Below are 25,743 nucleotides of genomic sequence, written 5' to 3' on the forward strand. Positions count from 1 at the left end.
CGCGAGAATAAGAACCGCCTCAAAAACAATATGTTACGCGGCTTTGCTGATGCGCACCGGAACCGACTTATAAGACGGCGTGCCGCTTTCCTTGTCCTGATAGTCGATCGGGATCAGGCAGTTTGCCTCCGGATAATAGGCGGCGACCGAACCCGGCGCGATGTCGTAGGAGATCGCTGTCAGTTTCAGCAGCCGCTTGTCGCCCGAAGGCAGCGCTGTTTCGATCTCGACGAGATCGCCATGCTCCAGCCCCTTCGCCGCCAGATCGCGGTCATTCATGAACAATACGTCACGGCGCCCGAAAACGCCGCGATAGCGATCGTCTAGACCATAGATCGTCGTGTTGTATTGGTCGTGGCTGCGTATCGTCGCGAGTTTGAGCAGGCCGGCGTCTGCCACTGCGACATCCTCGTTGAGCCCCTGGAACAGCAGGAATTCCGCTTTGGCGGAAGGCGTCTTCCAAATGCGCTCGGTTGGACCAAGAGGCAGGCGGAAACCGCCCGGTACACGGATGCGCTCATTGTAGCGCGCGAAATCGGGAAAGACGATTTCGATCTTGTCACGAATGCGATCATAGTCGGCTACCAGGTCCATCCAGGCGACCTTGCTATTGGGCAATGTTGCCTGCGCCATACCGGCAACGATCGCCGGTTCGGAACGCAGATGGTCCGAGGCCGGCTTCAGCTTGCCGCGCGAGGCATGCACCATCGACATCGAGTCTTCGATCGTCACCGATTGCGGCCCGGAGGACTGGATATCCTGCTCGGTGCGCCCAAGCACCGGCAGAATGATGGACTCCCTGCCGATCAGCAGTTGCGAGCGGTTGAGCTTGGTATTCATGTGAACGGCGAGGTCGAGCTTGCGCATGCCCGCGGCGCAGAGTTCCGGGTCCGGCAGCGCGATCGAAAAATTGCCGCCAAGGCAGAGCAGCACCTTAGATCGCCCCTCCGCCATCGCCTGCATTGCGGCGACCGCATCGTGACCATGGTGTTCGGGCGATTTGAAGCCAAACGCGCGCTCGATGCCGGCAAACATCGCAGGATTGGGCCTCTCGCTGATCCCGACCGTGCGATTGCCCTGCACGTTGGAATGGCCGCGCAACGGGCAGATGCCGGCGCCGGGCTTGCCGAAATTGCCGCGCAGCAGCAGCAGATTGGCAATCTGCTGCACATTCGCGGTACCCTTGGCGTGCTGGGTGATACCCATGCCGTAGGTGACGATCGTGGCATTCGATTTAGCATAAGCGGCTGCGACCCGTTCCAGCTCTGCCCGCGCAAGGCCGGAGGCCCTTTCGATATCCGCCCATGCCGTCTGCTTGAGGTCGACGGCGAAGGCATCGAAACCGTTGGTGTGTTCGGCGATGAAGGCTCGGTCGACAACGTCTTCCGCCGCCTCGGCCAACTCCAGTATTGCCTTCATGATGCCTTTCAGCGCCGCCGCATCGCCGCCAATCTTCACCTGATAGTAGGAAGAGGCAATCCGCGTCGAACCGAAGGTGCTCATTTCGATCGGGTTCTGCGATCGGCGAAGCGTTCGAGCGCCCGTTCCTTCAGCGGATTGAAGACGATGATCGGCACGCCGCGCCGCGAGCATTCATGCATCGTGCCCATCATGCGCGGGTGGTTGGTGCCGGGATTGTGGCCCATGGAGATGATCAGCTCGCAACGGTCGAAGTCCTCCAGCGAGACCGTACCCTTGCCGATGCCGATCGATTGCGGCAGGCCGACACTGGTCGCCTCGTGGCACATGTTGGAGCAATCGGGGAAATTGTTGGTCCCGTATTCGCGCGCAAAGATCTGGAACAGAAAAGCGGCTTCGTTGGAGGCGCGGCCGGACGTGTAGAACTCCGCCATATTTGGATCTGGCAGGCTGCGCATGATCTCGCCGATGCGGGCAAACGCCGCGTCCCATTCGATCGGCCGATAGGTATCGGTTACCCTGTCATAGACCATCGGGTGCGTGAGCCGCCCTTCATTTTCCAGCTCGTAATCGCTCCATTCGAGCAGTTCAGTCACGGTATGCTTGGCGAAGAACTCGGGCGTCACGCGCTTGTTCGTGGCTTCCCAGGTGACGGCCTTTGCGCCGTTTTCGCAGAACTGAAACGTCGATGTGTGTTCCTTGTCCGGCCAGGCGCAGCCGGGGCAATCGAAACCATCAGGCTTGTTGGTGCGCAGAAGAAGCAGCGGCGCTTCCGTGACATCCATCTGCTCGCGCACGGCCTTGGCGGTCGCCCTCAAGGCACCCCAGCCGCCCGCGGGATTGCTGTAGGTACGAATTCCCGGAACTTCGCGCTTCTTCGCCATAGCACGCTCCTTTGGTTGCCCGCCCGAGACCCGGGAATGAGACTAGCCGATTGACGAGTATTTGCACATTGAGAAGCAGCGAGCGATAAACCCATTGTGCATTTCGCTGCATTCCGAACCCGGCGAAACCCTCAATTCTTGAAGACGAAACAAGCGCCGCCCTTTTGGCGGACTTGAGCGCAAACGGCATCTGCCTCTTCACGCGTCTGCCGGCCGATACGGGCGGCGTATCGGATGCGGAAACCGAAATCTGCATTGCGCTGGCGCACGATAAGCGGCTTTTCTTCATTCAATGGTGATGGAAGCTTGCTGACGTCTTCGGAGAAAAGCCGCCGGACGGTATCGAGTTGGAGGTGCTCCGCAAGCTGGGCGCCCCAGGGCGCCCAGGGTCGCTCCTGCTCCAAAGCGACCTGCTTCAGCCGGCGGCTGCCGGCAAGCGCCATGCAGGCCTGCGCGAAAGGCTTGCCTTTGTCGAGTTCCGGCGCGACGGTATCGGGCGGGTCATCCTTCCATTGCTCGACCGTGTGTGCCGTGATGGCAATCACATAGCTGCGTGTCTCATAGGGAAGATTGCCGGAATTGAGGAAATTTGCGAGGCCGTTTTCGCCGGCATTATAGGCGGCGGCGGCCAAGCCGAGATTGCCGAAACGGTTGCGCAATTCGTCCAGATAGGCCGCCGCCTTGCCCAGTGCCTCCAGCAGGTCGTAGCTGTCCTGAACGCCGCGCAACCGTGCTGTCCCCGGCATGAACTGCGCAATGCCTCGCGCGCCCTTCGGGCTGATCGCATCGGGGCGAAATGTGCTCTCGCGCCAGATGAGCCTGGCGAGATAATCCGATGGCAGATGATTGGCGTGGGCAAAATAGTCGATCGCGTCGCAGAGGTCGCGATTGTAGCTCTCCTTGCGGATGCAAAGTGTCTTGCCGGTATCCGTTACCAAAGGTCCGGAAATGCAGGCCGGTGACGCAACGCTCCATTCAGGCTGGGCCTTCGCGGGGCAAGCGGCCGAGACGACGAAGCCGGACGCAATAACAAAACCTGTGACCCTTACGACAAAGCCGGACCGATGCTGGTTGCCTGCCATCCCTGCGAAACCCGTTTGAAATCGAAATCGCTAGATTGCCTTCTTGATAGCATCGATGCGCGACGACGAAAACTAGGAAGCTGCTGGAGGCTTCCGGATAACCTCCGTTCAACGGTCGGCTATGGCCTGAAAGCTTCGAAGATCAATGCCCGCAGCCATCGATGGACAGGGTCTGCGTCCATGCGCGGATGCCACGTCTGCGCGATGACGAAGCCGGGGGTGGCCACTGGCAGCTCAAACATCTCGATCTGGCTCGCAGCGCCCGGCTGGCAATACGAACGCGGCACCAATCCGATAAGATCGGATGCTGCCGCGACGGCGATAACTGCCGGATAGCTCGGCACGACGAGGTTGACCTTTCGCGAAAGGCCGAGTTCGGTGAGAGCTTCGTCAACGGGACCCGTGAAATGCCCTCGCCTGGAGGAGATCACATGTTCGCATGCCGCGTATCGCTCGGGGGTTATATGCTCCGCCCTCAAAAGAGGATGTCCAGCCCGCGCCACGCCGACAAAGGAGTCCTCAAACAGTGTTTGCCCGCGCAACTCCGCGCCATCACCCGAGATGACCCCGATGTCCAGGTCAATCGTTGCATCCCTCAGGGGCTGAATTTCTTTGTTTGGCTTGGGCGCGAAACGCAGCCGCACACCGGGCGCGGCATTCGTGACGGCGATACTGAGGCGCGCGGCATGTAAGAGCACGAATGCCTCATTGGCACGGATCGTGAAATCGCGTTGCAGCTCGCGAATTTCGACCGCTGGCTGCGGGCTAAGCACGGCCTGGACAGCAGCGGTCAGCGAACGCACCTGGTCTGCTATCGCCTCGGCATGGGGTGTCGCGACCATCGCACGGCCGGCCGGAACCAGAATGGGATCGCTCAACGCTATCCGAAGCCTCGACAACGTCCGGCTCATGGCGGACGTACTTAATCCAAGCTTTCGCGCGGCAGCCGATACGCTCCGCTCACGAAGCAAAGCGTCCAGGGCTACCAGCAGGTTCAAGTCGACATCGGGCATAGGCTGGTTTTAACGAGGCGAGGCGTTCGACGCAACGCTCAGTTTCCTGCGTTGCGTCTGGCGCAAGTCATACACCGCGGATATCCATGGCGCAAACAAACGAACAAAGTGAGCTTCTATGTCCGTAGCATCAATCGGTACCACTGCCCATGACGGCCTGCCCTATCCGCGACGATACATGGCCGTTGCCGTGCTTCTTATGACGCTCGTCCTCGTCGTGTTGGACGGGGCCATCGCCAATGTCGCGCTGCCATCCATCGCGGCCTCGCTTGGTGCCGATGCCAGCGACACCGTCTGGGTCGTATCCAGCTACCAGCTTGCTGTGCTTGTCGCCCTCCTGCCCTGTGGCGCGCTGGGTGAAATTCACGGCCCGCGACGTGTCTTCCTGATGGGTGTCGCTCTCTTCACGCTAGCTTCCGCAGCCTGTGCCCTCGCTGGAAATCTGCCCGTTCTGGTCGCGGCGCGATTTGCTCAGGGGTTGGGTGCCGGCGCGATCATGGCCCTGGCGATGATGAACCTGCGCTTTGCGGTGCCGCAACAACTATTGGGAACGATCATCGGCATCAACGCGATGATCATTGCCATTTCGTCGGCCGCAGGGCCAGGTGTCGCCGGGGCAATCCTCTCTGTGGCCAGTTGGCCTTGGCTGTTTGCCGTCAACATACCGCTTGGCGCAACCAGCGCACCGATCAGCGGCTCTTTCCTGATCGGCGGCTCCGTTCTGTCCCTCATCGCGCTGCTGCGTCTTGAGCGTAAGAACACTACGCCCATTGTGCCGACGGACCTCTTGGCCGATCCTGCCTTTCGGGTTGCCGTCATCGCGTCAGTCGCGTGTTTCACCGGCCAAATGCTGAGCTACGTCGCGCTGCCGTTCTACCTGCAGCACACTTTGCACATGCCGCCGGCGCTGGCGGGGCTCTACATGATGCCTTGGCCCGCCGCGACCATCATCATTGCTCCGATTTCCGGGCGGCTGGCGGGTCGCATCAAGACGGCGTGGCTCTGCGCCACTGGAGGCGCGCTCCTGGCCGCAGGCCTTTTCATCGCGGGTCTAAGTCCCGCCGATCCCCGGGGAATTGCGTTTCTAGTCGGTACGGTGATCGCCGGCGTCGGGTTCGGCCTTTTCCAGACCCCAAACAACCGCATTCTCCTTCTCACCGCACCGAAGGCGCGCAGCGGCGCTGCGGGAGCCATGCAGGGCACGGCACGTCTGCTCGGGCAAACTTTTGGTGCCATTTGTATGTCGATCATTTTCGAAGCCATGCCGCAGACAAGCGCGCCCAGTTTCGCACTTGTTTTGGCCGGCATCTGCGCGGCGGTCTCTAGCTGCGTCAGCCTCAGCCGCGCGCGCTATGAGACAGCCGGATAGAGATCTTATGCCCGGAATGTTTTCCCAAGCTCAGTGTCGGACAAATCGTAATAATGACGAAAATTGTAAACCAGCGGAGACCATTTATGCGGATCGATATGATCGCTATCTCCTTTCAAGAACTCTTCGCAGGCATGCACGCGCAAGATCTCAACAACCGCAACAAGGCCGCCTCCAAGTTCAGCCAGTCTTGTTCCGCCCATTTCATGACGTGACAAGACACGGGCTTCCATTTGAACCGGGCATTCTGCAGCCCGGACCGGGCGAACCAGCTCACTGTCGTGCCTGGAAAATCCCGCTGCTGTGAATTTGTCTTTCTCCGTCCTGAATTGTCTGGACTTCAGTTCGGGTACTGGGTCTTTGCCCGTCAGCGGCGCAAGCTTTTCGACCATCTGCCACATTGAGGGAGAAGGAAGGTTTACGACGCATTCCGGGTGCCGCGCGAGATTCTCCGCGAGCTTGGCATCATTCAACAGGCCAAGTGCCATCGTCCAGCCAAGTGCCCAAAATGACGAGATCGGTGACAAATTCGTCGAACCATCCTCGTTCAGGCTGCTGATCAGTGCAATAGGTGTTCCAAAATACAAGATTTTTGGTTCAACGGTTCTCACTTCGTCCTCCTGAAACAGGATACGTCCGCTTCACCATAAGTGATTTTCGCTCGGCAATGGTGCGATTACAATCGAAGTGTGATCTCCGCCGAAGCCGACCTATTCTGCAAGCCGGCCACCGCACATCGGCGTTGGGACGCCCGTCGTGCCTGGAAAGCTGATCGGCAGGCCTCGCAAGACGCGCACGGCCAAGAATGCAAAGCATTCGGCTTCGACGGCATCCCCACGCCAGCCGAGCGTTTCCGCCGAGATGGGCTCGACGCCAGCGCGGGTCCTGAGCATCGACATGATCGTCGGATTGCGGCGGCCGCCGCCGCTGACCACCAGCTTCTTCGGGCGGCGGGGCAGCAGGTCCAGCGCCTTGCCGACAGCGGATGCGGTGAAGGCCGAAAGCGTTGCCGCGCCGTCCTCGGGGCCAAGTCCGTCAGCCATGGAGGCTCCGAAGTCGAAGCGATCCAGCGATTTCGGATAGGGGGCGCTGAGATAAGGGTGTTGCAGCAGCTTCGCGAGCCTTGCCTCATCCACCGTACCCGCTCGGCCGAGCGCGCCGTCCCTGTCCATCTCGCCAAGGCCATGGGATTTGACAAAATCATTGAGCGGCGCGTTAGCAGGCCCGGTGTCGAAGGCGACGAAATTGCCCTCCCCGTCCGACCAAGTGATGTTGGCGACACCGCCGAGATTGAGGATGGCGGTATCGTCTCCGGCGCCTGCACGCCGCAACAGGGCGGTATGATAGACGGCCGCCAGAGGCGCACCCTGCCCGCCGGCGCGTACATCGGCGGAACGGAAGTCATAGGCAACCTTGGTGCCAAGGATGGAGCGCATCAATTCGCCGTCGCCGAGCTGGCGTGTATCGCCGCGACGCTCCTTTTGCGGCGCGCGATGCAGCACGGTCTGGCCGTGGAAACCAACCGCACCGATATCGGCCATCGTCAGCCCGTGGCTTTCAACAAGATCCTTGACCGCGTCCGATTGCGCACGCGTTAAGGCCTCCTCGGCTTGTCTGAAGATTTCCGGCTCCGGCCCGTTGAAATTCCAGACCCGGGCCTGGGCCAATGTCTCTTCCAGCAATGTCTTGATCCACTCCGGATAGGGCGCCAGCACATAGGGACCGAACTCTTCGATCCGCTCGCCATCCGTCTTGAGCAGGGCGACATCGATATTGCCGTCGAGAACGGTTCCGGTCATCAGACCCACGGCCCAGATTGGTTCCATGATCAAGCTCCTAAGCTTTGTTGACGAGATCGCCGACGGTCTGGCGAAGCGCCACGATCCCGCTGTCGAAATGGCGTGTCGGGTGAATACGGTTGGTGAGCAGCGTCCAGGCCCTTCCCTTGTCGAAATCGATCCAGAGGCCGGTGCCGGTAAAGCCGGTATGGCCGATCGTGCCCGGCGAGCACAAGCTGCCACCCGACCAGCCGTCATAAGGCCGCTCCCATCCATGCGTGCGGGTCGCCGATAACGGCGAGCGCATCAACGCGATGGAGCGCTCGGAGGCGCCGGAGCCTGTAAGCAAACCCACGGCAAAATCGAGGACCGCGTCGGCCGTTCCGAACAGGCCGGCATGCCCGGCACCCTGCAAAGCGGAGCAATTATCATCATGGACTTCGCCCGAGAGAATGCGGTGGCGCCAGGTGCAATCCTCCGTCGCGGCAGCCTGATCGGATGTAGCGGAAAACGCAAAACCCGGGCCGGCATCCATGTCGCGGATCGTCTGACCCGTCAGGCGCTCCAAGGCGAAGCCGAGCAAGATGAAATTGATATCGGAATAAACGGGCGGCACGGCTCGCCATTCGCGCTGTAGAACAAAGGCGCGCAGCAGATCGGGATCGCGGCCGTAGGTATAAAGCGGTTCGACGGCCGGAAAGGGCGTCTGATGGCCGAGGCACTGGCGAAAGGTCACCTTCCGCTCCCAGGCAGCCGCATCATATTGGCGCAGATCCGGCAGCAACGAAATCAGCGGCGCGTCGAGATCGATCGTGCCGGCTTCCGCCAAGGCCAGGATGCGCGGCGTGGTGAAGATGACCTTGGTCAGGGAGGCCAGATCGAACCAAGTATCGGCAAGCATTGGCCGCGTGATCGGAACCTTCTGCGCTGAGCCGACCGCGCGGACCATCCGATCGCCGTCGCGATCGATAATGCCGAGCACGCCGCCGGGAATGCGCCCGGTCGCAACGGCGGCTTCAACGGGCTGGAATGCCCGATCGAAGCGCTGCGCGAATTCCGTCTTCCCTGTCGCCGTCATGCTTCCCCCGCGTCTCTCTTTCAGGCTTCCGCCTGGGCTATATGATCCGGAGCGAATTGTCGCCATTCGGTTGCCGCCGGCTCGAACCCGAGCGGGCGCACCAGAGAGGGGACCTGACGCGTATCCAGCGCAAAATTCTCCCGCCGGCGATCAACCGCCGGAACGGCCGAGATCAACCGCTTGGTATAGGAATGCTTCGGCTGCGACAGCACCGACACGGCATCGCCGATCTCGACGATCTGGCCGGCATAGATCACCGCGATCCGGTGCGCAATCCGCTCGACCACCGCCATGTCATGCGAGATGAAAAGATAGGCAAGCCGGTACTCCCGCTGCAATTCGATCAGAAGATCCAAGACTTGAGCCTGAACGGAAACATCCAACGCCGAGACGGCTTCGTCCAGCACCAGAACCGAAGGGTTCAGCATTAGCGCGCGTGCAATGCACAGTCTCTGGCGCTGCCCGCCTGAAAATTCATGCGGATAGCGTTCGAGACTGTTTTCGGGCAGTCCGACGCGCTTCAGTAGCATGGCCATCCTGTTGCGTGTTTCCCCCGACGCCCGTCCGCCGGCGGCGATGACGGGTTCCGCCAGGATGCTATCGACGCGAAGCCTCGGGTTGAGCGAGGCATAGGGGTTTTGGAACACCATCTGCACGGCGCTCGTCCGGTCCGCCGTCTTTCCGGCATTTGCGGTAAATGTGCCCCGCGTCGACTTCACCAATCCGAGAATTGCCCGCGCCGTAGTGGATTTACCCGAGCCGCTTTCGCCGACGATCGCCAGCGTTTCGCCGGGCAGAAGATCGAAACCGACGCCTTCGACCGCATGCACCGCGCCAGTCGGACGGTAAAAGAAGCCGCCCGATACCGGGAAGCGAACTGTCAGCCCATCAACCTTAAGCGCCGGCGCAGCCTCTGCGGTCTCATCGCGGCTAAAATCCGAACGGGTCGCGCGGCCGGTCGAAAAATGCGGCACGGAATGAAGGAGATGCTGGGTGTAGGGATGGCTGGGTTTATCGAGGATCTGATTCAACTCGCCCTGCTCGACCGCCTCGCCAGCCTGCATCACCATGACCTTGTCGGCGATACCGGCGACGAGACCGATATCGTGGGTGATGAAGATCATCGACATGCCGGTCTCGCGCTTCAGCTCGGCCAGAAGCGCCATGATCTGCGCCTGCACCGTCACGTCGAGCGCCGTCGTCGGCTCATCGGCGATCAGCAGGCGCGGATTGCAGGCAAGCGCGGTCGCGATCATCACACGTTGCAGCATGCCGCCGGAGAGCTGGTTCGGGCAATATTTCAGCCGCCGCGCAGCATCGGGGATGCGGACGCGATCCAGTGCATCCTTTGCTGCAGCGGTCGCCTGACGACCGGTCAGCCCGCGATGCAGGCGGAAAGACTCTTCGATCTGCGTGCCGATGGTCAGCACCGGATTGAGCGAGGTCATCGGCTCCTGGAAGATCATGCCGATCTCGGCGCCGCGGATTTTGGTGAGTTCCGCTTCCGTCGCCGTCGTCAGATCGAGAATGCTGTTGTCGGCCCGCCTCAGCTTGATCGAGCCGCCGACGATGCGACCGCCGCCGAAATTGACGAGGCGATTGATCGAGAGTGCGGTCACCGATTTTCCCGAGCCGCTCTCTCCGACGATCGCCAGCGTCTCACCGGCTTCGAGATCGAAGCTGACGCCACGGACGATCTTGTTGGCCTCAGGATTGCGGCCGAAGCCCACTTGCAGGTTTGATACAGAAAGCAGAGGGTTCACAGGCTGGACCTCCGCATTTTCGGATCGAGAACATCGCGCAAGGCATCGCCGAGCAGATTGAAGCCGAGGATGCTGATCATGATGGTAAGGCCGGGGAAGATCAGCAGCCAGGGTGCGGTTTCCATCAGGTTGCGGCTGTCGCTGAGCATCAAGCCGAGCGAAGAGGCCGGCGGCTGAGTACCGAGGCCGAGGAAACTTAAGCCGGCCTCGGTCAGGAGAGACCATGCCAGCGCCAGGGTGATCTGGACCGTCAACGGCGCGACGAGGTTCAGAAGCAAATGCCGCGTCAGAATATAGGGTTTGCTGCTGCCGAACGTGCGAGCGGCATCGACGAAATCGCGCGATTTCAGCGAGAGGGCCGGCCCGCGCACGACGCGGGTAAAGATCGGCGTATAGACGATGGCGATCGCCGCGACGCTGGTCCAGGTGCCGGGGCCGACTATGGCGATGATCAATAGCGCGAGAAGGATGGCGGGGAATGCCAGCAATACATCCATCGTGCGCATGATCACCCCGTCCCAGCGCTTGCCGAACCAGGCGGCGGTCAGGCCGAGCACGGTGCCGATCAGACTTGCAAGCGCAACGGAGAGAAAGGCGACGATGAAGGACTCGCCGATGCCGTTCATTAGCCGACTAGCAACATCGCGCCCTAGCAAGTCCGTCCCCATCCAAAAGGCGCCACTTGGAGCGTGCAATCGATTGAGCGGGCTCCGTGTTACCGGATCATAGGGGGTCAGTCCCAGCATGCCGAGAATGGCAAGGATGAGATAAACGACGACAATGGCGCCGCCAATGCAGCCGCTCGTGTGCCCGAAAATGGCTTTGACGGTGCGCATCAGCCTTCTCCCAAGCGAACGCGCGGATCGAGCGCGACATAGGCGAGGTCGACGAGCAGATTGACGATCATGAAGTTGAAGGCAATGAACAGGACACAGCCTTGAACGAGTGCGTAATCGCGTTGCTGGATCGCATCGAGCACCAGCCGCCCGAGACCGGGCAGCGCGTAGATCTGCTCGACCAGCACGGCGCCGCCAAGGAGATAGCCAAATTCCACGCCGCTCAGCGTCACCACCGGAATGAGTGCGTTGGGCAGCGCATGACGCCAGATGACGCCCCGGGCTGGCACGCCGCGGCTGCGCGCAGTGCGGACATAGTCGTCACTCAGCACATCGAGCATGGCCGAGCGCACGACACGCGTGACCGAAGCGGCGAAGGCAAAACCGAGTGTCAATGCCGGCAGGATCATCTGGCCGAGATTGCCAAGCGGATCCTGCAAGAACGGCGTGAAGGCGCCCATAGCCGGCAGGACACCGAAGCCTGCCGAAAGGGTATAGATGATGAGAAGGCCGAGAACGAAATTCGGGGTGGACTGCCCGACCATGGCAACGACGCGTACCGCGAGATCGGACAGTCTTTCATTTCTTGTCGCGGCGAAGACGCCTGCCGGCAGGCCAATCAGCAGCGCGATCACCATGGAGAGCAGCGCAAGCTCAAGCGTCAGCGGAAATCGCTCGAGGATGATGTCCAGCACCGGTTTGCCGTAGGTGACGGAAATGCCGAGATTGCCCTGCAGCACACCGAACAGCCAATGCCAGTACTGCACGAACCATGATTGGTCGATGCCGAAATAGGCCGCCAGCGCCTGCCTCTGCTCGGGTGTCAGCAGGCCGGCATTGGTTCCGAGCATAGCCGTGATCGCATCGCCCGGCACCAGCCGGATGGCGACGAATATGAGGACGGACACTCCCAACATGATCAGCGGGAATGTCATCAGCCGGCGCGTCAGGTAACCCATGGGACTTCCTCTAGAACCAGATACCTATCCTTACTGGATGGATACCTTGCTGAGGCCGAAGAGAGAGCCCGTCGGTGTCGGCACGAAGCCCTGCACGTTCTTCTGCTCGGCCGTGTAGCCATAGGCGGTGTAGAGCCAGATCCACGGCGAGACTTCGGCAATGTGCTTTTCGAAGTCGCCGAAAATGACCTTTCGCTTGGTGGGATCGGTTTCGACACGACCTTTCTGCATCAGGCTGTCCAAGGTATCGTCGATATAGTTCGCGACCTTTTGCAGGTTGCCGGTCTTGGTCCAGTAACGGTTATACATCGAATAGGGATCGGCGCTGCCGCCATTCAACGCAACCGCCATATCGAAATTGCCCTTCAACCAGGCATCGACGTAGACGTTGAGTTCCATGACCTTGATATCGAGCTTGATGCCGATTTCGGCGAGCTGCGACTGAATGACCTGGGCTTCGGCAGTGGCGGTTGGCGGCTCGCCAGTGGCGGCGATCACGGTTGCGGAGAAGCCGTTGGCAAAGCCCGCGCCGGCCATCAGCTTCTTTGCCTTTTCGACATCGCGCTTATAGCAGAAGAGCTGACTCGGATCGGTCGCATAAAGTGGCATGGTCAACGGGCCCGTCACCTTGCCTTCGCCGAGCGCTGCCGTATCCAGCACATCCTGCCGGTCGATCGCGCAGGAGATTGCCTGGCGCACGCCCAACTGATCCATCGGCTTGTGCGAGGGGTTGAGCTGCAGGACGTTGTAGGAAAGCACCGGCGTGCGGGTCAGTTGTAGCTTCGGCTCCTTCGGAACCAGCGTCGCTACCAGCGGATCGTTCAGAAGCGCGAAATCGATCTGGCCGGTGCGAAGCGATGCCAGGATCGCCGTTTCATCCGGAAGGACGCTGATGTCGATGCCATCGACACCGACTGTGCCGCCGGCCCAGGCCTTGTTGGCGCTCAGGACTTCCTTGGAATTCGGAACCCAATTGTCGAGCTTGAAGGGACCGGAACCGATCGCCTTCGTGCCGATGGAGCCGGCGGTGATTTCGCTTGCCGGAACGACGGACGCGTTGAGGCTGGTCATCGACGTCAGGATAGGAACATCGGGCTGCGACAGGTGGAAGATGACGGTCGTCGCATCCGGCGTATCGATGCTGGCGATCGACAGGAAATTGGCGCGTGCGGCGGCACCCGTCGCCTGGTCGAGAATGCGCTGGAACGACGCTTTCACGTCAGCCGACGTGACGGCAGCGCCATTCTGGAACTTTGCATTCGGATTGAGCTTGAAGGTCAGCTCCTTGCCGTCGGACGAAAACTGCCAGCTCTCGGCAATGGCAGGAACGATCTGAAGATTGCTGTCGAGCCGGACGAGCGGCTCATAGATCAGCTCCAGCAGGCGGATCGAGGAAAAGGCGGTCTGCTTGTGCGGGTCGAGGCCGGTCGCATCCTGCGCCCATGCCATCCGCAGGGTCCCCGCCTGCGCTTCGGTTGAAACCGCCGCCATGCCGAGAGCTGCCGCCACTGCGACGCACGAAATCAGCTTCCTCGCAAAATGCCTCTTCATTCTTTTCTCCCTCCGAGCGTCTTAACGCTTCCCCAGCCGATTTTGGCTACTTCGTAAAAGCTATTGCCATTGCAACTTCAGTTCACGCGGTCTTTGCATTGATCGCTCTTCGCAGAAATCCACCAGCGTTTTGCAATGCCACGCGGGCGTCTTCAATGCCCATCCCGGTAATTTCCATGAGTATGGCGAGTTTGACATCATTGCCGGTTTGGTCGAGCACGCGACGTGCTTCTTCCTGCGTGCAGCCGGTCGCCTGCATGACGATCCTGGAGGCGCGGGCGACCAGTTTCTTGTTGCTCGCATTCACGTCGACCATCAGGTTCTGATAGCTTTTGCCGATCCGGATCATGCTCGCCGTCGTCAGCATGTTGAGAATAAGCTTCTGCGCCGTTCCCGACTTCAGCCGAGTCGATCCCGTCAGGATTTCCGGACCGACGACCGGAGAAATCGCAAGATCGGCAATGCCGGCGATGACCGAGTTAGGGTTGCAGGACAGGGCAATGGTGGCCGCGCCGACGCTCTTTGCATGGTTCAGCCCGCCGATGACGTAGGGCGTACGGCCGCTGACGGCGATGCCGACGACAACATCCGCGGCCGTCACGTTGATATCCTGCAAAGCTTGGCGACCCTCTTCCGGATCGTCCTCCGCGCCTTCGATCGAGCGTTGCAGCGCGTCGGGGCCACCAGCGATCAGGCCGATCACCATGCTCGGCGGCACGCTGAACGTCGGCGGACATTCAGATGCGTCGAGAATGCCCAGGCGGCCGCTGGTGCCGGCGCCCATATAGATCAGTCGACCGCCTTTCTGAAAGGCCGCGACGATCTGGTTCACCGCGGCGGCGATAGAAGGAATCACCTTCTCGACCGCAGCGGGGACGGTTTGATCCTCATAGTTGATTTCACGCAGAATATCGAAGGTCGACAGCAGATCGATATGCATCGTGTTCGGATTGCGACCCTCGGAAACCAATTGCTCCAGTTCGGATATCAATCTTTGCTCTGTCATGTGCCTGCTCTCGGAAGAATGCTCTTCGATATCAATAGATCAGGGATGGCAAGCTCGATCGACAAGGATCGGGCTAGCCGCAGCAGCCTTGGATTTTCAACACAACGGAAAGCTGGTCATTAGCACAAGCAGCCGGCCTTTATGGCTTCGTTCGCCGCCGTTTCCCTGTTTACCTTCGTTAACATTATGTCCATTTATTCCGCCAGTCAATCATTATAGGAATAAAATATTCCATATTTAATGCGTAAAACCGACGACGCGCGGAGCCGTCATTTTCAGCGGCCGCAGACCGACTTTCTGGCAAGAATGATGGCGCCCGAAACGGCATCGCCGTCGATGGGTTTGAGGCGGCGGCGGACATCCGGCGCCAGCCACGGCTCAAGCGGGCTGGAAAGGCCGCCGAGCAAGGAGACGCGCGGAGCACCCTTGTCGAAGAGGGTGCGGATCAGCGTGTCGATATGCTCGGTCGCGCTCTGGACGATACGTCGCCCGGCGGCATCGCCCTGATCCGCATGGCGCATGACCATTGGCGCCAGAGCGGCGTAGTCCGTGGCGGAGGCGCGGTCCATCCAGGCGACCGCTTCCATGGGATCATTCTGAAATCGCTGCATGATCTCGGCCAACAGTGCCGTCTTCTCGTGGCGGCCATCATTGGCGCGTAGCGCAAGCTGCACAGCTTTTAACCCGAGATCCGCGCCGCTGCCTTCGTCTGAGATCGGAAAGCCGTATCCTCCGACACGCAAGTGGCGACCCTCGACAAAACCCAGGCCGATCGATCCCGTCCCGGCAATGACGATCGCACCGTCGCGGCCCGAATGGGCTCCGAGGCAGGCGCCCTCGCCGTCGCTGACGAAATCGATGCTGGCAAAGGGATGCTTTATGGCTCGTAGCGCCTCTAGCGCACCCTTGCGCCCGATCCCGGCTAGGCCGACGCCCGCGTGAACACGCACGATGTCAGATGGGCTGAGGCCCGCCTCTTCGATCGCGGCTTCGAAAGCCCTCGTAATGGAAGCCCATGCTTCGGCAATGCCGAGCCGCGTGGTCGCGGGGCCGGATAGTCCCTGGCCCAATACGGCCCCGGCCGCATCCTCGATCCTTGCGCGACAGCCGGTGCCCCCGCCGTCGATGCCGAGAAAGTAGCGGACGTCGTCTGTTTCGCCGCTCATGACGTCAATCGTTCGATATCAGCGCCGCAAAGGCGGAGTTTGCGATCCAACTGCTCGTAACCGCGATCGAGATGATAGACGCGGTTGACGATGGTTTCACCCTTCGACACCAGCGCCGCCAACACCAGAGAGACGGAGGCGCGCAGATCGGTCGCCATGACCTGCGCCCCTCGAAGAGGTGCGCCGCCGCGGACCAGCGCCGTGGTGCCCTGCAGCGTGATGTTGGCGCCGAGACGCATCAATTCCGGCACGTGCATGAAGCGGTTTTCGAACACCGTTTCGCGGATCAGCGAGGCGCCTTCGGCGCAGCAGGCGAGCGCCATGAACTGCGCCTGCAGGTCTGTGGGAAAGCCAGGATAGGGTTCCGTAGTGATATCGGCGCCCTTCAGCGGGCCATCCCTCGAAACCACCAGGCCGCGATCGCTTGGCCAGACGCTGACGCCCATGGCTTCCAGCACCTGCACGACGGAAGCGAGATTCTCCAGCCGGGCGTGAATCAGTTCAAGCTGGCCGCCGGTGATGGCGGCCGCGACGGCATAGGTGCCGGCCTCGATCCGGTCGGATATCCCATGATGCCGGGCAGGCTGCCAATTCGTGCTGCCCTCTATCAGGATGCGATGCGTACCTGCGCCCTCGATCCGGGCACCCATGGCTGTAAGGCAGGCGACGAGATCGGCCACTTCAGGCTCGCGCGCTGCGTTCAAGATTTCCGTCTCGCCCTTGGCAGCACATGCCGCCATCATCGCCGTCTCGGTCGCGCCGACGGAAGGGGAGCTCAAAACGATACGTGCGCCCTTCAACCCGCCAGGGGCCGATGCGACGATCAGACCGTTCTCGATCGCGATATCAGCGCCAAGCGTTGCCAGGGCCTTGATATGCATGTCGACCGGCCGTGCACCGATGGCGCAGCCACCAGGCAGGGAGACGCGGGCGTGTCCGAAGCGAGCCAGCAGCGGCGCAAGCACCAACACCGTCGCCCGCATGCGCCTCACCGTGTCGTAGGAGGTCTCCTTGGAGACGATGGCGCTGGGATCGATGGTGGTTCCGTGTGCCGTACGGGTCACAACCGCTCCATGGAGGGCAACGACGCCGAGCATGTTCTCGACATCGGTCACGGCGGGTAGGTTCGTCAGTTCCAGCGGATGCGGACTGAGTAGCGCCGCCGCGATCTGCGGCAAGGCGGCGTTCTTGGCGCCGGAAATCGTCACAGCGCCCTGCAACCTGTTTCCGCCTGATATCCGCAACCTATCCATGAGATGAAACCCGTCGAAGAGAGGGGCGAAAGGAGCATGCGCCATCCCGTCTGTTTCCGGTTCAAGATTATTCATCCATTCCGCCATGTCAATGCGGAGTGGAATTTTTTATTCCTCCCATTTGTGCTAACGTCAGCGGCCGACGGAGTGAAAGCATGGTTGCCCACCCTCAGTCGGATGATATCTTGTGAAGCGATTGTGTCGACGCGTGAACTGGCCTCCACGGCCTGAAGGGGCGGATGTCTATCTTAAAGAAAATCAGCGCGAAGCTCGAAGGCATGGCGCCGGCCGATCGCCAGATCGGGCAATTCATCGTCGAAAATCCGGATCAGATGCTGCGGCTCTCTTCGGCGGCCCTCGCCGCCGAGACCGGCCGCAGCCAATCGAGCGTCGTCAAGTTCAGCCAGAAACTCGGCTATGCCGGTTATCAGGAACTGAAACTCGCCGTCAGCGAGGCCAAGGCGCAGGAATGGCAAGCCCCGGCGGGCATGATCCACGGAACTATCGAAGTCGATGACGGCTATCTGACGATCCTGCAGAAATTGCTCGGCAGCAAGCTGCAGGCCATGCAGCAGACGATCGCCGTCAACAATGAACTCGATATCGGCAAGGCGCTGAAAGCGCTCTACGAAGCCCGCCGCATTCATCTCGCCGGTGTCGGCGCATCCTCGCTGGTCGCTCGAGACTTTTCCTATAAGCTTATGAAACTCGGGCGAAATGTCCTGCACGACAGCGACAGCCATGTACAGATGGCCAATGCTTCCACACTCGGCCCCGACGACCTGCTATTCGCCCTCTCCTATTCCGGCACCAGCATCGAGACTCTCCGGATCGCCGAACTCGCCAGCCAGCGAAATGCCGTCGTCATCGCCGTGACCGGCCTTCAGGACAATCCGCTGGCTCACGTCGCCGATATCCGCCTCTATACCGTCGGCGACGAAGACCGCGTCCGCTCCTCGGCGATTACGGCGCGCGACGCGCAACTGATGCTCACTGACCTGCTGTTCATCCTGCTCGTGCAGAGGCAGCCAGACGCGAACGATTATGTTCACAACAGCGAAGCAGCCGTCTCGGTGCTGAAGGCGAAGCAACTGTCCTAGCTAGCAGGGGCGCTCACCCGTCGCACGCCTATCAAGCACATTCGGCAAGCCAGTGTCTGATATCGTCTATTGAACGCATCAGGATCGACGGATTATCACGGGCCGGAATAAAACCCCAACTCTGCCAGAATGTCTCCGCCTCCGTGTCTATAGCACGAACCACCACAGCCCGACCTGCAACGATATCCGCGCCAGCGACGCAGCGCGCCAGCGCCTCCTTCACCAGAGCCCAGCCGATGCCACGGCCGGCGTAGCGGCGGTCAACGGCGAGCTGACCGATCAATAAGCAGGGGATGGGATCAGGCGGACGGCCCGTGCGAATCTTGCGTGGGGTGGCATTGGGCTCAATGACGGAGGGAGCAAGGCCGTAATAACCAACGACGACATCGTCATCAGCCACGACGAGGACTCGGGTGAATCCGCGTGTCTGATTGGATCGCGCAAAATTTGCCAACCAATCATCCAGCGCAGGTTTCCCACAGGTAAAACCATCCAACCGGTGATGGTCGGATAGAAGCGCGATGCCGGAAAGCGCCATAGTCCTATTGTTCCCACGGCGCCTTGCGTTGCAACCGCTCCCTCACCTTTGCCGACGGAGCTGCCGGTGTTGCGCCGATGACCTGCAGGAAATCATCGAAAGCTCCTGGCGAAAGACGAATGACCGTCTCGTTCAAGATCGCGGTTTGCGCCTCATGAACTGCGGCGCGGCGCATGAACTCCGTACGTGACAGGCCGAGCAGTTCCGCGCCGCGGTCGATGATGGCCAGATCGTCATTGCGCAACCGCATCGATACGGGCGTCTCTTTTTTCTGCGCAGGGGTTGCCATCATATGATCCTCAGTTTCCGAAGAAAAATAGGCCAATGTAATGCAAAGTGCAATACAAGAGAGGCGATCGCATCAAGCGGTTCGCTTCAAAGCCGCAGCGATCGCTTCGGCGGCGGTAAAGCCGGTTTCGAGAGCGCCGTGTGCCGTTGAAAAGCGTGTCGGAGAGCAGGCTTCGCCGGCAAAGAAGAGCCTGTCGTCAACGGTTTCGCCGAGCACGATACGTTCGCCGGAAGCGCCCGGTTCGGCATAGGAATAGGATCCGCCAATATGTGGCTCGCCATGCCAGGCCGACATTGCCACAGCATCAATCCGACGGCCGAAGGCGCTTCCGAAATGCCGGATCAGCTCTTCTCTGGCGAATGCGAGCGCCGTCTGCTCCCCAGAGGCTTCCAGATCCCGCGCCAGTGAACCGCCATAATAGGCCTCGATCAAGGCGGTGCCGAAGGGGCGTATCTGGTAGGAACCCGTTCGGACCTGATCCAGGGAACCCGTCAGTCTGGTATCGATAGGCAGATCGTCTGGCGAGAGAACACTCAGGAACAGCTTGTTGGCAAGCCCCAGCGGTAATCGGCTGGCCGCTTCCCGCTTTCTCGGAAGTGGCGGATCGAATTTGATCTGATCCTTCGCAATCACATTTGTCGCGACCGTGACCAAGACCATGCGTGCACGCAGCGTGCCACGATCCGTCTGCAAAAGGATGTATTCGGCGCCGCGATGATCGATGGTTTGGACCACAGTCGACAGCATCGTTGGTACCGGCTGCGCGTAGGCCGAAATTAGCGTCCCATACCCCTCACGCACGCGCCAGTCCGGGCCAGGGCCCGGATCATAGTGGACATAATCGTGAATGGAGGCCGCCGCGAGCTCGACGCCATTTAGAAACGTGCCGATTGCTTCAACACAGCCATTCCAGCGATTTTCGGGTTCCAGCAGTTCGTCGAGCGATCCGTCCTCACCGGAATCCCCCCGTTGTTCCGCGCGCGCGAAAAAGGCGCCGATGGCGGATCTCGCTTCCGCCCCTCCGATCGTCCGCCCGCCTTCGCTCCAGGGCGCCGGCGTCGTTTCCACCGTCAGCCCAAGCTGGCGGGCAATCTCGGTCCATCCATTCGTCCTCGCCCCGTGGAGCCATCCGCAGCCGAGATCGACGGGCTCATCCGCGAGCGATGACAATCGAAAGGTCCAGGCGCGGCCTCCGACACGGTCCTTCGCCTCGAGAATCAACACCGAAACGTCGGGGCGGAGGGATTGCAGCCGCCGCGCCGCTGCGACGCCGGCCGCACCGCCGCCAATGATGGCGACATCGATTGTTTGGCCCCCGGACCAAGGATTGCTCAAATGCCTTTACCCTTCCGCTATGCCGGACTGTATTGCACCAATGCAGTCAATAATACTTCCAACCAGCGTCCAACCCCCCGTCGATTTTTATCTTCAGGGCTATACCAAAGCGGATTTACTTACGGCTTGATGCCGTTGAGATGACTTTCGAGGAAGTGCAGATTGTCCTGGCCCCAGTAAAGCTCGCCGTCATAGAGGAATGATGGAAAGCCGAAGACGCCATTCTTGATGGCAAACTCACGGTCCGCCGTCCACTTGCCCTGTACGTCCGCATCCTGTTCCCGCTTTGCGAGCGCATCGCCGTCGAAACCTGCGGCGGTGGCGATCGCCTTGCGTACCGCGGGATTGCCGATATCTTCGCCACGACCCCAGAAGGCTTCCTGTAGGGCTTTCGTCAGTTCGAGCCAGGGCTTGCCGTCGAGATAGGCGGCGATGACCATGAAGGCGGCAGGCGCCGGATCGGCGAGCGGCGGGCGATTTTCCAGAAGCAGTTTCTTACCGCGAAAGCCGGCCCAACGCTTGAGATCCCGTTGCCAATATTGCCGGCGAGGCTCCGGCCGATTGCGTGAAAAAATGCCGCCGTTCTCCTCGAGGACGATGGTGAGATAAGGCCGGATTTCCGCGCCTGTCTTTTCGGCGAGATCGAGAAACGGCTCCAGGCCGATATAGGACCAGGGCGAGCCGATGGAAAAAACGTAATCTATGATCTTGGTCACTGTTTGCCGCATCCCATGCATGATGATGAAAACTCGCGGATTTTGATCAGCAAGGCGGCGGGTGTGCAAGCGCCAAGCGAATGCCACGGGGGAATTTCCATAACGATATCGTTACCTGACTACCGCCGATTCCGTCGCTGCTTGCTATGCCAATATCAAGCTCAGCGTTATGCAACCGCTTTCCAATCGAGCCCGATATCGAGCGTCGGCGCGCTATGCGTCACCCAGCCCACCGAGATCAGATCGACGCCCGAAGCCGCAATTGTCGCGGCAGTTGAGGGCGTGACACGGCCCGAGGCCTCGGTGATTGCGCGCCCGGCAACGATGCCTACCGCTTCGCGCAATTGATCGGGCGTCATATTGTCGAGCAGCACGGCGTCGACGCCTTCTGCCATGGCTTCACGAAGCTGGTCGAGCGTGTCCACTTCAACCTCGATCTTGACCATGTGACCGACCCCGGCTTTTGCCCGGCGGATAGCCTCTGTGACGCCGCCTGCAACCGCGACATGATTGTCCTTGATCAGCACGGCATCATGGAGCGCAAAACGATGGTTCATACCGCCGCCGGCACGGACTGCATATTTCTCCAGCGCCCGCAGTCCCGGCGTCGTCTTGCGGGTGCAGACGATCGAGGCTTTCGTGCCGCTGATCACCTCGACGATGCCGGCTGTTACGGTCGCGATACCCGAGAGATGGCCGAGGAAATTCAGTGCGGTCCGCTCCGCCGTCAACAAACCGCGAGACGGGCCTTCGATCGTTGCGATCATATCGCCGGCAGCCACCTTTGCGCCGTCGTGCAGATGACGGATCATGACGATCCGCGGATCAACGAGCTGGAAGGCGAGTTCCGAGGCATCCAGCCCGGCGACCACGCCCGGCTGGCGCGCCACCATGGCAACGGTGGAACGGTGATCCTCCGGGATGACGGCGGCAGACGTGATATCGCCGGCAAGGCCGAGATCTTCCAGCAGAGCATTGCGCACCAGCGGCTCGATGATGAGGCGCGGCAGGGGAACGAGGGTCATGTCAGGCGCTCCTGGCGAAAGTATAGGGAATGGCCGACCGAGCGACCTCCAATGCATCCGAGAGGCGCATTGTCCGGCGCTGAGCGTTCTTCAGTTTCAACGGAAAATCCGTGCGGGCATGGGCGCCGCGCGATTCCGTTCTGAGGCTGGCGAAGACGGCAATCAACAGCGCCACCACGGCAGGGTCGGCGGCCGCACCTTCGCTTTCGACGAGCGGCAGAAGCGCGGCGATTGCTCCGTGGATGGCGCCGGCATTGCGAAGCACGCCGAGATGACGAGAGGCGATCGGCCGGACAAGCGAAGGATCCGGAACTATCGGACGTCCATGGACTGACGTCATGTTCGCAGGGCTAGCAGGGGTGCTTCCTATGTCACGTGCGGCACGCATGCCCATGACGGCGGCCTCCAGCAGCGAGTTGCTGGCGAGCCGGTTGGCGCCGTGAAGGCCGGTTGACGCCGCCTCCCCTGCCACCCAGAGGCCGAAGACGGAGCTGCGGCCGTTTACATCCGTCGCCACGCCGCCCATGTGATAATGGACGGCGGGACGGACCGGGATCAGTTGGCTGGATGGATCGATTCCTGCCTCCCGGCAGAGCGCATCGATCACCGGAAAGCGAGCGGTAAAGCGATTGCCGAGCGCTTCACGCGCATCGAGAAAGACGCGGCCACCGCGGGCGATTTCCGCGCTGATCGCCCGCGCGACGATATCGCGCGGGGCCAGTTCCGCGCCGGGAACCTCCGCCATGAAACGCTCACCTCTCTCATTGACGAGCAAGGCGCCTTCGCCGCGCACGGCTTCGCTGACCAGTGCCAACGGCCGCCGACGCGAATCGAGGGCTGTGGGGTGGAATTGCACGAACTCCATATCCGCAAGAAACGCTCCCGCTCTCGCGGCCAGTGCGATTCCCTGGCCGAAATTGCCGACGGGATTGGTCGTCGCATCGAAGAGACCGCCAATGCCTCCGGTGGCAAGGAGAACGCGGGAGGTGGGCAGAGCGGCCATTCCCTTTGGTGTCGCACATAGGACGCCGCTGATCCGCTCGCCATCCAGGAGCAGCCGCCGCGCCTCATATCCTTCAAGCACCGTAATGGACGGCGTGTTGGCGACGGCCTGCACCAGCACCCGAACAATGGCCGCGCCGGAGCCGTCGCCTTCGGCATGCACGATGCGGCGGCGCGAATGGGCGGCTTCGAGGCCGAGCGACAAGGCGCCCGCGCCATTACGGTCAAAGCGGACGCCCGCCCGCTCCAGAGCGGCAATTGCCGCAGGCGCTTCAGCGATGATGCTTGCGGCCACTACGGGATCGCAGAGCCCATCACCAGCGGCAAGCGTATCGGCGACATGCAGCTCCGCGCTGTCGTCCGCTCCCATGCTGGCGGCAATGCCGCCCTGCGCCCAGGCGCTCGACGTCTCGGCGCCGAGTGCTGCGCGTGTGATGATGACGGTCGGCTGCGGCGCCAGCGTCAATGCCGCCATCAGGCCGGCGAGACCGCTGCCGACGATGACGACACGGCCTGCAAGCTCGTGAAGAACCTCGGTCATATCGCCAGCATCCTTTCCACCGCGCGGCGGGCAGCAACAGCGATTGCGGGATCGACAGTCACTTCATGCTGGTTTTCCTCAAGCGCCCTGCGGATATTGCCGAGCGTGATGCGCTTCATGTGCGGGCAGAGATTGCAGGGCCGAACAAATTCGACATCCGGATGATGGACGGCAACATTGTCGCTCATCGAGCATTCGGTTAGCAGCACGACACGCGCCGGGCGCTTCTTGCCGACGTAATCGGACATGACGGCGGTAGAGCCGGCGAAATCCGCTTCCCTGACGACATCAGGTGGACATTCCGGATGGGCGAGCACCGTTACGCCGGGATAATTTTCGCGTAGCTGGCGCACATCGTCGGCGGTGAAGAGCTCGTGCACCTCGCAATGCCCATGCCAGGCGATGATCTCGACATTGGTCTCGCGGGCGACGTTCTGCGCCAGATATTCGTCGGGGATCATCAGCACCTTGGGAACGCCGAGCGATTCCACCACCTGTTTGGCATTGCCCGATGTGCAGCAGATATCGGATGCCGCCTTCACCGCAGCGGACGTGTTGACATAGGTGACGATGGGAACCCCAGGATGGGCCTGGCGCAAAAGTGCAATGTCTTCCGGCGTGATCGATTCCGCCAGCGAGCAACCGGCCGCCATATCGGGGATCAGCACGGTCTTTTCCGGATTGAGCAGTTTGGCGGTCTCGGCCATGAAATGCACACCGGCGAGCACGATGATGTCGGCGTCTACGTCGATCGCCTTGCGAGCGAGCGCCAGGCTGTCGCCGACGATATCGGCGACACCGTGGAAGATTTCCGGCGTCTGGTAGTTGTGCGCGAGGATGACGGCGTTGCGGCGGCGCTTCAACTCGAGGATCGCCTCGACATCATCCTGAAACATCATCCATTCGGCCTTGGGAATGACGCGGCTGACACGATCATAGAGGGAGGATGCGGATACGGGTTGGTTCATGACCGGCTCTCCTAATTATGCTCAGTTTGAGTATATTGTGCGCAAATAGATATTCTCGTTATGAGCATATGTCAATTGCGGGAGAGCGGTAATTTTGTTCCGGCGAGTTCGCGTTCTTCGAGAATGGCGCGGCGGAAACGGAAGAGCTTGGCCGGACGCCCCCCTGTCTCGCTTTCAGTTGCGCCTGTTTCCTCCACCAGCTCCTGCTGCTCGATCAGCCGGCGGAAGTTTTGCTTGTGCAGCATCAGGCCCGCCAGAGCCTCAACGGTACGCTGCAGCTGAAGGAGCGTAAAACTCTCCGGCATCAGTTCGAAAACGACGGGGCGATATTTGATCTTCGCGCGCAGCCGCGCCATGCCGGTCGCGAGAATCCGCCGGTGATCGGCAAACATCGGCCGACCGGAATTGCCCTGCTGAGCGCAGCCCGCCTCCAAGACAAGCCGAGCCTCATAAAGAAGCTCATAGCGTTGCAGAACAAGGTCTTCATTCCAGGTGGCATCGTTCAAACCAAAAGCGAAATCGGCGCGACGCCGACGTTGATCGCGCTTCGCCGAATCGTCTGATACCCAGCCATTTAGCCGCTCGACAATATCATCCATGATGGCCGGCCGGCCGTTGCGATGGTCTTCCCAAGGGAAATATTCGTACCAACCATGCCATCCCGGCCGGCCACCGCCAGGCGCCGCCTGCTCCCTCACGAGGCCGAGATAGCTGATCGAAATCGTCCGGCCGCCCAGGATCTCGTTGTTCCTGTCTCGGTCGGCAAATGTGTAAAGCTGCTCGAGATAGCCGACCGGATGCGCCGTCTGCTCGCGCACCCATTCGCGAAGACCGCTCTGCAACGTCCGGTGCCCAAGCTCGAACGGTCCCGACGGCAAAGCATCACCGGAGCGCACCGTCATAACCCGAGGATCGTTACCGGTGACGGCCGTCAGAACCGCGATCAATTCGGCGTGCGCAAGTCCGATGGTCAAGGAGATTCCCTATCTTGTTCGAGCTCTGCTTTTCTCGCACGAAGCATTACCGAAGCCAATGCAGCCGTTCGGCCACTCAACAACTCCCGACAATATAA

22 protein-coding genes and 1 pseudogene are annotated in these 25,743 nt (G+C 60.9%); 2 read left to right on the forward strand and 21 right to left on the reverse strand.

The genetic code is table 11. The annotated features are described in order from the left end of the window. Positions 1-33: 33 nt before the first annotated feature. The 3 genes and pseudogenes from NXC24_RS29010 to NXC24_RS29020 all read right to left on the reverse strand — a co-directional run bounded on the left by NXC24_RS29010 (position 34) and on the right by NXC24_RS29020 (position 4,398). Positions 34-2,303: pseudogene (locus tag NXC24_RS29010) on the reverse strand (FdhF/YdeP family oxidoreductase). Positions 2,304-2,434: 131 nt separating this feature from the next. Continuing rightward, positions 2,435-3,385, reverse strand: a complete 951-nt coding sequence (locus NXC24_RS29015) for a lytic transglycosylase domain-containing protein (RefSeq protein ID WP_104826815.1) — start codon at positions 3,383-3,385, stop codon at positions 2,435-2,437. A gap of 119 nt (positions 3,386-3,504) precedes the next feature. Then, the gene (locus NXC24_RS29020; protein WP_104826816.1) at positions 3,505-4,398 is read right to left on the reverse strand and encodes a LysR family transcriptional regulator; all 894 of its coding nucleotides are present in this window, start codon (positions 4,396-4,398) and stop codon (positions 3,505-3,507) included. A 190-nt stretch (positions 4,399-4,588) separates the two neighbouring features. Between NXC24_RS29020 and NXC24_RS29025 the strand changes: the two genes are divergently transcribed. Further along, a complete protein-coding gene (locus NXC24_RS29025) occupies positions 4,589-5,767 on the forward strand; it encodes an MFS transporter (RefSeq protein ID WP_104827888.1) in 1,179 nt (392 codons plus the stop codon). A gap of 5 nt (positions 5,768-5,772) precedes the next feature. Here the strand turns inward: NXC24_RS29025 and NXC24_RS29030 are convergent, their stop codons facing one another. The 10 genes from NXC24_RS29030 to murA form a co-directional block, all read right to left on the reverse strand. After that, positions 5,773-6,378: a flavin reductase family protein gene (locus tag NXC24_RS29030; protein ID WP_245464184.1), complete on the reverse strand. Its 606-nt coding sequence runs from the start codon at positions 6,376-6,378 to the stop codon at positions 5,773-5,775. 99 nt (positions 6,379-6,477) lie between these two features. Continuing rightward, positions 6,478-7,593: an anhydro-N-acetylmuramic acid kinase gene (locus tag NXC24_RS29035; RefSeq protein ID WP_104826818.1), complete on the reverse strand. Its 1,116-nt coding sequence runs from the start codon at positions 7,591-7,593 to the stop codon at positions 6,478-6,480. A 10-nt stretch (positions 7,594-7,603) separates the two neighbouring features. Beyond that, complete coding sequence (locus NXC24_RS29040) at positions 7,604-8,623, reverse strand: serine hydrolase (protein ID WP_104826819.1); 1,020 nt, start codon at positions 8,621-8,623, stop codon at positions 7,604-7,606. Positions 8,624-8,643: 20 nt separating this feature from the next. After that, on the reverse strand, positions 8,644-10,386 hold the full coding sequence (locus tag NXC24_RS29045; protein WP_104826820.1) for an ABC transporter ATP-binding protein: 1,743 nt from the start codon (positions 10,384-10,386) through the stop codon (positions 8,644-8,646). Then, positions 10,383-11,222: an ABC transporter permease gene (locus tag NXC24_RS29050; RefSeq protein ID WP_104826821.1), complete on the reverse strand. Its 840-nt coding sequence runs from the start codon at positions 11,220-11,222 to the stop codon at positions 10,383-10,385. Before NXC24_RS29050 ends, NXC24_RS29045 begins: the two co-directional genes overlap by 4 nt. Next, positions 11,222-12,181 carry an ABC transporter permease gene (locus NXC24_RS29055; protein ID WP_104826822.1) on the reverse strand — a complete coding sequence of 320 codons (960 nt, stop codon included), beginning with the start codon at positions 12,179-12,181 and terminating at the stop codon, positions 11,222-11,224. The genes NXC24_RS29050 and NXC24_RS29055 overlap by 1 nt, the downstream gene beginning before the upstream one ends. A 30-nt stretch (positions 12,182-12,211) precedes the next feature. Next, entirely contained in the window at positions 12,212-13,732 is a 1,521-nt protein-coding gene (locus NXC24_RS29060; RefSeq protein ID WP_104826823.1) for an ABC transporter substrate-binding protein, read from the reverse strand. Between the two features lie 82 nt (positions 13,733-13,814). Further along, positions 13,815-14,738 (reverse strand): N-acetylmuramic acid 6-phosphate etherase, encoded by a 924-nt coding sequence (gene murQ / locus NXC24_RS29065; RefSeq protein ID WP_104826824.1) that lies wholly within the window; start codon positions 14,736-14,738, stop codon positions 13,815-13,817. A gap of 275 nt (positions 14,739-15,013) precedes the next feature. Continuing rightward, positions 15,014-15,904, reverse strand: coding sequence for an N-acetylglucosamine kinase (locus NXC24_RS29070; RefSeq protein WP_104826825.1), 891 nt, complete (start codon positions 15,902-15,904; stop codon positions 15,014-15,016). Further along, positions 15,901-17,157: a UDP-N-acetylglucosamine 1-carboxyvinyltransferase gene (gene murA / locus NXC24_RS29075; protein ID WP_104827889.1), complete on the reverse strand. Its 1,257-nt coding sequence runs from the start codon at positions 17,155-17,157 to the stop codon at positions 15,901-15,903. Before murA ends, NXC24_RS29070 begins: the two co-directional genes overlap by 4 nt. A gap of 239 nt (positions 17,158-17,396) precedes the next feature. Between murA and NXC24_RS29080 the strand changes: the two genes are divergently transcribed. After that, a complete protein-coding gene (locus NXC24_RS29080) occupies positions 17,397-18,257 on the forward strand; it encodes a MurR/RpiR family transcriptional regulator (RefSeq protein ID WP_028750248.1) in 861 nt (286 codons plus the stop codon). A gap of 31 nt (positions 18,258-18,288) precedes the next feature. Here NXC24_RS29080 and NXC24_RS29085 read toward each other — a convergent pair whose 3' ends face one another. The 8 genes from NXC24_RS29085 to NXC24_RS29120 form a co-directional block, all read right to left on the reverse strand. After that, a complete protein-coding gene (locus NXC24_RS29085; protein ID WP_104826826.1) occupies positions 18,289-18,795 on the reverse strand; it encodes a GNAT family N-acetyltransferase in 507 nt (168 codons plus the stop codon). Positions 18,796-18,799: 4 nt separating this feature from the next. Next, complete coding sequence (locus NXC24_RS29090) at positions 18,800-19,087, reverse strand: DUF1778 domain-containing protein (RefSeq protein ID WP_245464185.1); 288 nt, start codon at positions 19,085-19,087, stop codon at positions 18,800-18,802. A 69-nt stretch (positions 19,088-19,156) separates the two neighbouring features. Next, positions 19,157-20,419 (reverse strand): NAD(P)/FAD-dependent oxidoreductase, encoded by a 1,263-nt coding sequence (locus NXC24_RS29095; RefSeq protein ID WP_104826827.1) that lies wholly within the window; start codon positions 20,417-20,419, stop codon positions 19,157-19,159. Between the two features lie 119 nt (positions 20,420-20,538). Continuing rightward, positions 20,539-21,135: a DsbA family protein gene (locus NXC24_RS29100; protein WP_104827891.1), complete on the reverse strand. Its 597-nt coding sequence runs from the start codon at positions 21,133-21,135 to the stop codon at positions 20,539-20,541. A gap of 167 nt (positions 21,136-21,302) precedes the next feature. Beyond that, on the reverse strand, positions 21,303-22,160 hold the full coding sequence (nadC, locus tag NXC24_RS29105; RefSeq protein WP_104826828.1) for a carboxylating nicotinate-nucleotide diphosphorylase: 858 nt from the start codon (positions 22,158-22,160) through the stop codon (positions 21,303-21,305). A gap of 1 nt (position 22,161) precedes the next feature. Beyond that, a complete protein-coding gene (locus NXC24_RS29110) occupies positions 22,162-23,703 on the reverse strand; it encodes an L-aspartate oxidase (protein ID WP_104826829.1) in 1,542 nt (513 codons plus the stop codon). Then, the gene (nadA, locus tag NXC24_RS29115; protein WP_104826830.1) at positions 23,700-24,671 is read right to left on the reverse strand and encodes a quinolinate synthase NadA; all 972 of its coding nucleotides are present in this window, start codon (positions 24,669-24,671) and stop codon (positions 23,700-23,702) included. The genes NXC24_RS29110 and nadA overlap by 4 nt, the downstream gene beginning before the upstream one ends. Positions 24,672-24,742: 71 nt before the next feature. Next, positions 24,743-25,645 carry a hypothetical protein gene (locus NXC24_RS29120; RefSeq protein WP_104826831.1) on the reverse strand — a complete coding sequence of 301 codons (903 nt, stop codon included), beginning with the start codon at positions 25,643-25,645 and terminating at the stop codon, positions 24,743-24,745. Positions 25,646-25,743: the final 98 nt, after the last annotated feature.

The sequence above is a fragment of the Rhizobium sp. NXC24 genome, assembly GCF_002944315.1.
Lineage (GTDB): Bacteria > Pseudomonadota > Alphaproteobacteria > Rhizobiales > Rhizobiaceae > Rhizobium.

Bases quoted from the DNA above. Each gene is read 5' to 3' on its own strand.
- NXC24_RS29015 (WP_104826815.1), bottom strand. From the start codon at position 3,385: ATGGCAGGCAACCAGCATCGGTCCGGCTTTGTCGTAAGGGTCACAGGT.
- NXC24_RS29020 (WP_104826816.1), bottom strand. From the start codon at position 4,398: ATGCCCGATGTCGACTTGAACCTGCTGGTAGCCCTGGACGCTTTGCTT.
- NXC24_RS29035 (WP_104826818.1), bottom strand. From the start codon at position 7,593: ATGGAACCAATCTGGGCCGTGGGTCTGATGACCGGAACCGTTCTCGAC.
- NXC24_RS29040 (WP_104826819.1), bottom strand. From the start codon at position 8,623: ATGACGGCGACAGGGAAGACGGAATTCGCGCAGCGCTTCGATCGGGCA.
- NXC24_RS29050 (WP_104826821.1), bottom strand. From the start codon at position 11,222: ATGCGCACCGTCAAAGCCATTTTCGGGCACACGAGCGGCTGCATTGGC.
- NXC24_RS29055 (WP_104826822.1), bottom strand. From the start codon at position 12,181: ATGGGTTACCTGACGCGCCGGCTGATGACATTCCCGCTGATCATGTTG.
- NXC24_RS29060 (WP_104826823.1), bottom strand. From the start codon at position 13,732: ATGAAGAGGCATTTTGCGAGGAAGCTGATTTCGTGCGTCGCAGTGGCG.
- murQ (WP_104826824.1), bottom strand. From the start codon at position 14,738: ATGACAGAGCAAAGATTGATATCCGAACTGGAGCAATTGGTTTCCGAG.
- NXC24_RS29070 (WP_104826825.1), bottom strand. From the start codon at position 15,904: ATGAGCGGCGAAACAGACGACGTCCGCTACTTTCTCGGCATCGACGGC.
- murA (WP_104827889.1), bottom strand. From the start codon at position 17,157: ATGGATAGGTTGCGGATATCAGGCGGAAACAGGTTGCAGGGCGCTGTG.
- NXC24_RS29080 (WP_028750248.1), top strand. From the start codon at position 17,397: ATGTCTATCTTAAAGAAAATCAGCGCGAAGCTCGAAGGCATGGCGCCG.
- NXC24_RS29085 (WP_104826826.1), bottom strand. From the start codon at position 18,795: ATGGCGCTTTCCGGCATCGCGCTTCTATCCGACCATCACCGGTTGGAT.
- NXC24_RS29090 (WP_245464185.1), bottom strand. From the start codon at position 19,087: ATGATGGCAACCCCTGCGCAGAAAAAAGAGACGCCCGTATCGATGCGG.
- nadC (WP_104826828.1), bottom strand. From the start codon at position 22,160: ATGACCCTCGTTCCCCTGCCGCGCCTCATCATCGAGCCGCTGGTGCGC.
- NXC24_RS29110 (WP_104826829.1), bottom strand. From the start codon at position 23,703: ATGACCGAGGTTCTTCACGAGCTTGCAGGCCGTGTCGTCATCGTCGGC.
- nadA (WP_104826830.1), bottom strand. From the start codon at position 24,671: ATGAACCAACCCGTATCCGCATCCTCCCTCTATGATCGTGTCAGCCGC.